9 protein-coding genes are annotated in these 10,321 nt (G+C 43.7%); 5 read left to right on the top strand and 4 right to left on the bottom strand.

Features of this window, described 5'->3' with window-relative positions:
• Positions 1-269 precede the first annotated feature (269 nt).
• The 3 genes from AC1DWN_RS19180 to AC1DWN_RS19170 are packed head-to-tail and all read right to left on the bottom strand — an operon-like array spanning position 270 to position 2,916.
• Positions 270-1,361, bottom strand: coding sequence for a sensor histidine kinase (locus AC1DWN_RS19180; protein WP_477560506.1), 1,092 nt, complete (start codon positions 1,359-1,361; stop codon positions 270-272).
• Positions 1,358-2,050: a response regulator transcription factor gene (locus AC1DWN_RS19175; protein WP_477560505.1), complete on the bottom strand. Its 693-nt coding sequence runs from the start codon at positions 2,048-2,050 to the stop codon at positions 1,358-1,360. The genes AC1DWN_RS19180 and AC1DWN_RS19175 overlap by 4 nt, the downstream gene beginning before the upstream one ends.
• The gene (locus AC1DWN_RS19170) at positions 2,047-2,916 is read right to left on the bottom strand and encodes an AraC family transcriptional regulator (protein WP_477560504.1); all 870 of its coding nucleotides are present in this window, start codon (positions 2,914-2,916) and stop codon (positions 2,047-2,049) included. Before AC1DWN_RS19170 ends, AC1DWN_RS19175 begins: the two co-directional genes overlap by 4 nt.
• A 120-nt stretch (positions 2,917-3,036) precedes the next feature.
• On the opposite strand from AC1DWN_RS19170, the gene AC1DWN_RS19165 reads away from it, so the two are divergent.
• The 5 genes from AC1DWN_RS19165 to AC1DWN_RS19145 all read left to right on the top strand — a co-directional run bounded on the left by AC1DWN_RS19165 (position 3,037) and on the right by AC1DWN_RS19145 (position 8,913).
• Positions 3,037-4,545, top strand: coding sequence for a sulfatase family protein (locus AC1DWN_RS19165; RefSeq protein WP_477560503.1), 1,509 nt, complete (start codon positions 3,037-3,039; stop codon positions 4,543-4,545).
• 85 nt (positions 4,546-4,630) lie between these two features.
• The gene (locus tag AC1DWN_RS19160; protein WP_475810158.1) at positions 4,631-4,960 is read left to right on the top strand and encodes a metal-sensing transcriptional repressor; all 330 of its coding nucleotides are present in this window, start codon (positions 4,631-4,633) and stop codon (positions 4,958-4,960) included.
• 577 nt (positions 4,961-5,537) lie between these two features.
• Positions 5,538-7,973: a heavy metal translocating P-type ATPase gene (locus AC1DWN_RS19155; protein WP_477560502.1), complete on the top strand. Its 2,436-nt coding sequence runs from the start codon at positions 5,538-5,540 to the stop codon at positions 7,971-7,973.
• 69 nt (positions 7,974-8,042) lie between these two features.
• Positions 8,043-8,243, top strand: a complete 201-nt coding sequence (locus AC1DWN_RS19150) for a cation transporter (protein WP_477560501.1) — start codon at positions 8,043-8,045, stop codon at positions 8,241-8,243.
• Positions 8,244-8,289: 46 nt separating this feature from the next.
• Entirely contained in the window at positions 8,290-8,913 is a 624-nt protein-coding gene (locus AC1DWN_RS19145) for a nitrite reductase (RefSeq protein ID WP_477560500.1), read from the top strand.
• Positions 8,914-9,034: 121 nt separating this feature from the next.
• Here the strand turns inward: AC1DWN_RS19145 and AC1DWN_RS19140 are convergent.
• The coding region (locus AC1DWN_RS19140; RefSeq protein ID WP_477560499.1) for a heavy metal translocating P-type ATPase at positions 9,035-10,321 on the bottom strand (1,287 nt) is incomplete at its 5' end.

Raw genomic sequence — 10,321 nt, 5'->3', positions numbered from 1 at the left:
TTGTTAGTATTTAACAATATTACATTAACATAACTTACTCAGCCAAGTAACTCTTTATTAAATTTAGACCATCATAAACCAATATTCTGTCACACGATTTACAATGCCAATATTGATTCTGAGGTTCAAAAATTTCATCAATTAAATCAAGTTTCATAAGATCGTCCCATTCCTTACTGGTATAGACAATAAGCTCATCGTCATTAGGTATCTTATGATTAGATAAAGTTGCTCCACATTTACAAAGAAAGCTAGACACATAATCACCGTTAGGACAACGAAGTTGTGCCTTCTTGAGGCAATCGGATATAAACGGTCGTACCTTCCTTACTTTCGGCCCAAACTTCTCCACCGTGCGCCTCTACTAGTTTCTTAACGATGGCTAGCCCCAAGCCGCTGCCGCCGGTTTTTCGATTTCGTGACTTATCACTTCTGTAAAAACGTTCAAATATATAGGGTAAATCCGCTTCGTCCAAACCTACTCCGTTATCCTTAATAAGGATAAGGACATGATTTTCTTTAGAAATCACTTCAACCTGCACGCTGCCGCTATCTGGCGATGTGAATTTAAGGGCATTGCTAAGTAGATTGACTAAAATCTGCAGCATTCGATTACGGTCTACATAAAGTTGGATGCTCGATTGGCAACTAAAGGATAGTGCAACATTTCTCTCAAGGTAGGCTGCAGAAACTAATTCGATTCCGGTTTTTATAGTCGCATGCAAATCGGTATCCATTCGGTCTAATTTAAATTCTGGCGACTCCATTAGAGTGAGCTCCTCCAATTCAGCTACCATACCGGTCAGACGTTCTATTTCTTCGTAACAGGAATAAATGCGCTCAGGCGTTGGCTTCCATATCCCATCCATAAAAGCTCGCATATGGCTTTTCAAAGTAGCAAGCGGTGTCCGAAGCTCGTGAGCGATGTCCTCGGTCATCGTTACTCTTAGCTGTTCTTGTTTATGCAGCTGCTCAGCAAGCTTATTTAAGGAATTGCCTAAGTCAGCAAGTTCATCTTGCCCTTTGACTTGAACCTTGGCCTGTAATTGACCGCTGGTCATACGTTCGGCTACTCGCTTCATATTTACAAGTGGTTTTGAAATTTGTTTAGCGATATACACACCGATAAAGGCGGCCAAAATGATAGAAGCAGTAAATGTCCATAATACCGATTGAACAACAGCTTGCTCTAAGTGTGAGCTGAAGCTCTGAAGATCATGGTTTAAGCTCATAGCCTGATCCTGATACATAGAGAAATGATAATGTGTGCTGATTAAAATACTAATGGTGGAGATGACCAAAATCCCTGCCGCGATAGCAATAATAAATAAAGCGAGTCGACTATGTAATTGCTTGTTCATTGGTCGCCACCTGCAAAGCGGTAACCGGCGCCATAGATGGTCATGATATAGACAGGTTTTTTCGGATCCTCTTCGATTTTGTAGCGTATGTTTTTAATATGCTGGTCAATCGTTCGAATATCGCCATCAAATTCATAGCCAAGTACTTTATCGACCAACTCCTCACGCGTAAAATGTCTTTGGGGGTATTTGGCCAGAGCGATGAGCAGTTTATATTCATTGGGTGTCAAACTGACCGCTTCACCATTACGGAATACCTTAAGTTTAAGCGAGTCAATAACAAGCTGATCATTGTTAAAAGACAAGCGATCGGCAAGCATCTGACTATCGTCAGCACGGCGAAGGATAGCGCGCACTCTAGCAACTACTTCACGAGGATCAAACGGTTTTGATAAATAATCATCAGCTCCGATTGATAGTCCGTGTATACGGTTATTTTCTGAGACTTTTGCGGTGAGCATCAGTATGGGAACAGAACTCGTTTTTCGAATGCTTTCACAAATACTTTCTCCACTCCTATCTGGAAGCATGAGATCAAGAATGACTAAGTCGATCTTTTGGTTGTGTAATAGGAGCAATGCATCACTGCCTGTTGAGGCTTCCAAAACATTAAACCCCGCATTTATGAGATAGGATACCAAGACATCGCGAATTTTTGCTTCATCATCAACTACGAGTATTGTTTTCATTGCCGACCTCCTAAATAGCTAATACGATAGTCACTTGGCGAGCAGCCCACTTGCTTCTTGAATGCCCGTGAGAACATATAAAGGTCGGGATATCCGATCGATAAGGCGATTTCCCCAATCTGTAGCGTATGATCGCTTAACAGCTGTTTCGCACGATCGAGCCTAAGCTTCTGTAAATATTGTTGAGGCGAAGTACCAACCTTTTGTGTGAAAATATGCGAAAAATGCGAACGGTGAACACCACACATGCTCGCTACAGCTTCAATACGTAACGATTCCGTGTAGTGCATTTGAAGAAAACGTACAGCCTTGTTGACCCAATCCTCACTAGTCTTAGCTGTTAGAAACGCTTTGTCATCATCGTCCGATTCGAGCTGCTCCATCAAGCGGTAAACGGTGGACATTAGAGTTAGCTTTCGCAGGTTTTTCTGTCCATCCTCCCAAATGACATGTTCAATTTCCTGTAAAATTTGACGGATCGTATCGTCCATCACAGCAATCCGATAAGGTTTAAGAACAGTTAACCCCAGCATCTTCATAAGTTCCCTCATTTGCGGACCTTCCATTGTGAGCCAAATCATCCGCAATGCTTCATCGGAACAGGATTGATATTCATAAGAGACATTAGGAAATAAACAAAATAAGTCATTTGACTCCAATTCAATTTCCTCGTTATCTCCGATTAACCTTAATCGACCACTCAAAATAAAATGAAAGCCAAAGCTGTCAATTTGTTTTGGACCTACATGATAATGCGGCTTTGCTAAATTACGTCCTACCCGCACTAGCCAGAATCCTCCGGCTCTTTCATATTTTGATGGCATATGGTGCCATACATCCGCGAACTCTACTGCAAACTCCTGCATAAGCATTCCACCTAACATTTTGCTAAATACATTATGGCATTTTCATACAGGTGACGACAATATAAGCTTCTACATATAGGACTAGTAGGACCATCATACTTTGAAAAGGGAGTTGTTCATTTGAGTCGTCCAAACATTTTGTTAATCACTAGCGATCAGCAGCATTGGAATACAATCGGTGCGTTCAACAGCGAGCTTCATACGCCAAATCTTGATCGATTAGCGAAGGAAGGAACCACATTTTCACGTGCATACTGTCCGAACCCAACCTGTACACCAACGCGTGCCTCTATTATTACGGGAATGCACCCGAGCCAGCACGGCGCTTGGACATTAGGAACTAAGCTGCTGGAGGATCGCAGAACGGTAGCTGAAGATTTTGCAGCAGAAGGTTACAAAACTGCATTAATTGGTAAAGCTCATTTTCAGCCGCTGAAAGGCACAGAGAAATATCCGTCACTGGAAGCTTACCCAACGCTGCAAGATTTAGAGTTTTGGCGGACGTTCCATGGACCCTTTTATGGATTCGATCATATCGAGCTTACCCGTAACCATGCAAATGAGGCACATGTTGGCCAGCATTATGCCCTTTGGATGGAAGAGAAGGGCTGTACAAACTGGAGGGATTACTTCCTAGCGCCAACGGGTACGATGGATCCTTCTATTAAGCACACATGGCCCATTCCTGAAGAATATCATTATGATACATGGATTGCAGAGCGAACGAATGCCTTACTTGAGCAGTACAAGGAGGAAGATGAGCCGTTTTTCCTATGGTCAAGCTTTTTTGATCCACATCCCGACTATCTCGTGCCGGAGCCTTGGGACACCATGTACGATCCTAACCAATTAACGATTCCTAGTCTAACCCCTGGAGAGCATGATCGGAACCCGCCTCATTTTGGCATGACACAAGAGGAAAAACCTGATTTCAGCCACCTTAAGGAAACGGGCATGGGTATTCACGGTTACCACTCCCATCTGCAGTCCGAAGTAGAAAATAAACAGCTAGTTGCTACATACTACGGAATGATCTCTCTGATGGACAAATACATTGGTAAAATTCTCGATAAGCTAGATGAGCTTGATCTTGCGAACGATACAATCATCGTCTTCACAACCGATCATGGTCATTTTTTCGGTCAGCATGGCTTGCAATTCAAGGGCGGATTTCATTACGAGGATCTCATTAAGCTTCCATTTATCGTACGTTATCCTGGTCATGTGCCTGAAGATAAGCAGTCGTCGGCGATACAATCACTCGTTGATCTAGCTCCGACGTTTCTTAGTTTTTGTGATATAGAGGTTCCATCTGTTATGACGGGTGTAGATCAGAGTGATGTTTGGCTTGGCAAAAAAGAGAGCGCTCGCGATCATGCGATTTGCGAATTCCGTCATGAACCGACGACCATTCATCTGAAAACATACGTGAATCAACGATACAAGCTTACCTTGTATTATAATCAAACCTACGGTGAAATCTTTGATCTGGAGAGCGATCCGCAGGAACTGAACAATCTGTGGGATGATCCAGCACATCTCTCGCTCAAATCGGAGCTGCTGCTCAAATATGCTTGGGCTGAGCTCGGCAAAGAACCGATGCCAATGCCTCGTATTTGGGGAGCTTAATTCGGCGGAGGTCCACAGATAGCAACTACTTGATTTTTATAGGGGCGGGGGCTATAGTGAAGTGGAGATAAGAGGGAGTGATCATATGGAGGAGCACATTCACGAATCCACAACACATGAAGCATGTGGTACCGACGGGCGGAAAAGTCACCATTCCGATAAAACAAAAAACAATATGATAAATAGGCTCAACCGGATTGAGGGTCAGATTCGCGGTATTAAGGGATTAATTGAAAAGGATACGTATTGTGATGACGTTTTGAATCAGATATCTTCGGTCCAATCCGCATTAAATGGCGTAGGAAAGCTGCTTCTGGAGCATCATATGAAGAGCTGTATGATCGAGCGCATTCAAGATGGCGAGCATGAAGTGATCGACGAACTGCTGAAGACCATTAACAAACTAATGAAATAAGAGCTCATCCTCAAAATTAGTTATTAATTACATGGAAACATTTAATTACATGCGGATCACTGTATGAATGCTGTATTTAGCTGCCAGGGGCTAATTGTTCAAACGTGACTGGATGAGGATTTAGAATGGATTTTATCCATTCAAAGCTCGGGTATTCCATTGATCTGTGTGTTTGAATGGAAATGATCCAATCAAATACGTAGTTAAGCGGCCTTTGTGTACAGAATAGGCGATTAGCTTGGATAAAATACAGTCTGAGTCAAATTAATGGCTTTAATGATCGATTTGATRGGATAAAATACATTCAAAACTCGGTTTTCGAATCTCTATCGAATGTGACGCTATTTTCGTTGGTTCGGCCGAAATAACTGATTCAAATGTTCAAGTACGGGATTCGAAAGAATCCTTTTTTTACGCCTTTCAACATAGGGTGGTGGGGTATATAAAAGTGTTGACACAATATACTGTAGGGGGGTATACTATGTTTAACGGACGAAGCAATATTGCTTTTACAGTAGCCTACGATTAATTAAAAGTAGTTAAAGGAATTATAGATAACAAAGAAAATGAGGTGCCTATGATGGAAACTAACAAGTTAGCGACGGAGCAAACGTCTTTGGAAATAACGGGCATGACGTGTGCGGCTTGTGCAAATCGCATTGAAAAAGGGTTGAATAAGCTTGAAGGCGTAACAGGTGCAAATGTAAACTTTGCGATGGAGCGGGCTACGGTAACGTTCGATCCTAAAAAAATCAATGTTGCACAAATGGAACAAAGTGTCCAAAAGCTCGGTTATAGTGTGGCGAAGGAAGTAGCTGACTTGGAGCTTGTCGGCATGTTCTGTGCAGCCTGTGCCGTTAAGATTGAAAAGACATTGAACAAAATGCCTGGTGTCACTAACGCTGCCGTTAACTTTGCAATGGAGACGGCCYGGGTTGAATATAACAAGTCAGAAGTATCGATAGCGGATATTCAACAACGAGTAGATAAATTAGGCTACAAAGCCATTCCAAAACAGGAGGAAGGAGATCCTTCCGAGCATAGAGAGAAGGCTCTAAAACAGCAAAAACGTAAGCTGTTGATTTCAACGCTTCTTTCCCTGCCGCTGCTTTGGTCAATGGTCAGTCACTTCTCCTTCTTATCATGGATCTGGATGCCGGAATTATTCATGAATCCTTGGTTTCAGTTAGCTCTCGCGACACCTGTACAATTTTACATCGGCAAGCAGTTCTATGTTGGGGCATATAAGGCGCTGCGCAACAAAAGCGCTAATATGGATGTGCTCGTCTCGCTTGGAACTTCTGCAGCCTATTTCTATAGTCTGTATTTAACAGTCGATTGGGCGTCAAATGGCGGAAATATTCACCATGGTCCAGCGATGTATTACGAAACGAGCGCCGTGTTAATTACGCTAGTTATTCTTGGAAAACTGTTTGAGTCATTGGCTAAAGGCCGTACGTCAGAAGCGATCAAAACATTGATGGGCTTACAAGCTAAGACAGCTCTGGTCATTCGTGATGGACAGGAAATGACCATTTTAGTTGAAGAAGTACTCGCCGGAGATGTTGTCGTTGTTAAACCGGGAGAGAAGGTTCCAGTTGATGGAGAAGTGCTCGAAGGGACATCGGCTGTAGATGAATCGATGCTGACCGGAGAGAGTATTCCCGTTGAGAAGAAAGCTGGAGACCATGTAATTGGTGCTACGATTAATAAAAACGGCAGATTGAAAGTAAAGGCGACTAAAGTAGGCAAGGAAACGGCGCTTGCTCAAATTATAAAGGTTGTTGAAGAGGCGCAAGGCTCCAAAGCACCGATACAGCGGGTTGCTGACGTCATTTCAGGCATTTTCGTTCCAATTGTCGTTGGAATTGCAGTTGTTGCTTTCTTAGTCTGGTATTTCTGGGTTACCCCTGRCGACTTCGCACATGCCTTGGAAATAGCGATAGCCATTTTAGTTATTGCCTGCCCATGTGCGCTTGGACTTGCAACACCAACATCCATTATGGCAGGATCGGGACGCGCGGCGGAGTTCGGCGTATTGTTTAAAGGCGGTGAGCATCTGGAATCCACACATAAAATTAATACGATTATTCTTGATAAAACAGGTACGGTCACCAACGGGAAGCCGGTGCTTACGGATGTAATGATCGAAAAAGATAGGGATGAGCAATCTTTCCTTCGTCTGGTTGGTGCGGCTGAAAAGGACTCCGAGCATCCGCTCGCAGAAGCAATCGTATCAGGTATTACGATGAAAGGCATTGAACTCCCAGCTACAGAAGAGTTTGAGGCCATTCCGGGTTTTGGGATCCGTGCCGTCGTCGATGGTAAAGAAGTTTTAGCTGGTACACGTAAGCTGATGGCAAAATTCAATGTGCAAGTCGAGCATGCTCTAGAAGGTATGACTAAGCTAGAGCAGGATGGAAAGACGGCAATGTTGATTGCAATTGACGGCGAATATGCGGGATTGGTTGCAGTAGCCGACACCATCAAAGAAACGTCGAAAGAAGCGGTAACAAGGCTGAAGCAAATGGGCATCGAGGTTATTATGATCACAGGTGACAACGAACGTACTGCTATGGCTATAGCCATACAAGTAGGCATTGAGCATGTCCGAGCCGAAGTCCTTCCAGAAGGCAAAGCCGAGGAAGTGAAGAAGCTGCAAGCACAAGGTAAGAAAGTAGCTATGGTTGGTGATGGCATTAATGATGCTCCGGCACTAGCGATGGCGGATATTGGAATGGCTATTGGTACGGGAACGGATGTGGCGATGGAGGCGGCGGATGTGACCTTGATGCGCGGCGATTTGAACAGCATACCGGACGCGATTTACATGAGCCGCAAGACGATGAATAATATCCGGCAAAATCTGTTCTGGGCACTTGGTTACAACACATTAGGTATCCCGATTGCAGCAATAGGGCTATTAGCTCCTTGGGTTGCGGGAGCGGCGATGGCATTGAGTTCCGTATCCGTGGTTCTTAATGCGCTCCGACTTCAGCGGATGAAAGTATAACTGGCTGATCTATAAATAACAACTTAAATAACATCATAAATAACCTAACTAAAAAAGGAGAAATGAGTCATGACAAACGTAACATTAAAAGTAGAAGGTATGTCCTGCGGACACTGTGTCAATTCCATTGAAGGGGCAATGAAAACGCTGGGTGCCAGCGCGAAAGTGGACTTGGCAAGCGGATCGGTCGCTATTAACTACGAAGAGAATAAGCTGACGCTTGAGACTATCAAGGAAGCTATCGAAGAGCAAGGATATGACGTGGTTTAAGTCCGAAAGGAAGAAGTGGGAATAACAGAGGGGAGAGTGCTTGAAAATGGCCTTAATGAAATTTGCTGTTACCCCTGGATTTGAGGTAGGAGGTACCTTGTTTAAACCCGAGCAGCTGGCAGTTCTAGGCTCAATCGTTGGTGTGAATGCCCAAATCGAAATGACGACGTTTAAGCAGCTTTACGTGGAGATGGATGAAGAGCGCTTAGAGGATGTAAAATTAGCACTCAAAGATGTCGGCCTGCAAATTCACCCATCTGGGTTTTTCACCAAAAGCTTAATCACCTGCAACTTCTGTAAAGGTGCCGAGGATGCCGGGCTTGAAATCGCGAAGGTTCTGGACGAGGCGATTTCTGGTCACGCGGTGCCAAGTCCATTAAAGATCGGATATGCAGGATGTGCGCTTGGGACAAGTGAACCCTTGCTTAAAGAAATAGCCGTTGTTAAAATGCGGAATGGGTTTGATATCTATGTTGGCGGAGAGTCAAAAGGCTTGAAAGCCAAGCTTGCAGAACTTCTTATATCAGACGTTTCAGAAGATCAGCTTGTTCAGTTTGTTACTCGATTGATAGAAATCTATCAGCAGCAGGGAAAAAAGAAAGAGAAGTATCGCAAATTCATTGAACGAATAACGATTGAAAAGCTGAGGGAAGTCGTTGATGCTGGATAAGCAGTCCTTTTATTATCCTTTCATTGCCCTTTTATAGAACAACAAAAAGCCGAGTTGGATTCAGGTATTTCATCCTGATCCTGCTCGGCTTTCTATTTGCTATTCATTACTTTTGATATTGTTATTTTGAAGTGAGACGCTTTTTTCCTTCAATTAATATGGTCAAACTGACCAGCGTAACAAATATGGTAGCTCCCATATCGGAGAGAATCGCAATCCAGAGCGTGAGCCAGCCGGGGATGGTAAGCAATAGTGCGATTACTTTCAGTCCAAGTGAGACGATAATATTGAAACGGATAACACGATTCACCTTTTTGGCAATCGAAACGGCTTCTGGAAGCTTGCCTAAGTGATCCTGCATTAGGACAATATCCGCGGTCTCAATGGCGCTGTCTGTTCCTTTGCCCATTGCAATACCAAGCTGCGCAGATGCGAGAGCGGGCGCATCATTAATGCCATCACCGATCATGGCTACATGATGAGTGGCAGACAGTTCTTTAATCCGTTTTACCTTGTCTTCCGGCAGCAGATTTCCGTAAAATTCGGTGACACCGACGGCAGAAGCGACTTTCTCAGCTGTCTTCTGATGATCGCCTGTCAGCATGACGGTTCTTTTGATACCAAGCTTGTGTAAGGATGCAATAACTGACCGGCTCTCTTCACGAATTTCATCTGAAATTCCGAACATGCCGAGTATTTGCTGCTCATCTGCAACGAGAACGAGGGTAAGGCCTTCCTCTTTTAATTCCTCAATACGGCTTTGTATGGGACTAGCGATGACTAGATGCGCGACGCTTTTTTCATTTCCAAGCCAGTAATGTAGACCATTAACCTTAGCTTTAATACCTCGGCCCGAAATCGTTTGAATTTCATCCGGTTCAGGTACAGCGACGTTTCTTTTCTCGATTTCTTTCATAATCGCTTTGGCAAGCGGGTGGGCAGATGACTTTTCGATTGCTCCAGCGACTTGGAAAAATCGTTCTTCGTCATAGACTTCCAATTGAGCAACATGAGGTTCACCTTTAGTCAAAGTTCCTGTTTTATCAAAGGCAAGAATCTCGATTTTTCCAAGCTGCTCTAGGAATACGCCACCTTTGACGAGTACACCGTTTCGCGCGTTTCTAGTTATGCCCGAGACAATGGCAATGGGTGAAGAAAGAATTAATGCGCATGGGCAACCAACAATTAATAYGGATAACCCTTGATAAAGCCATGTCATCCAATCTCCTTGAAACAGCAGTGGAGGAACAACCATGACAAGAGCTGCAACAATCATAATGAGCGGCGTGTAATWTTTGGCGAATTTATTAATAAAAAGTTCAGTTGGTGTTTTCGTTTCTTGTGCTTCTTGGACGAGATGAAGAATTTTAGCCAAGGAAGAATCCTTGTAGGCTTTAATGATCTGAAC

This window comes from Paenibacillus sp. P4_A7, from assembly GCF_056402455.1.
Note: the sequence above shows the minus strand (reverse complement) of the source record. Positions and strands in the feature narration are given on the sequence as shown.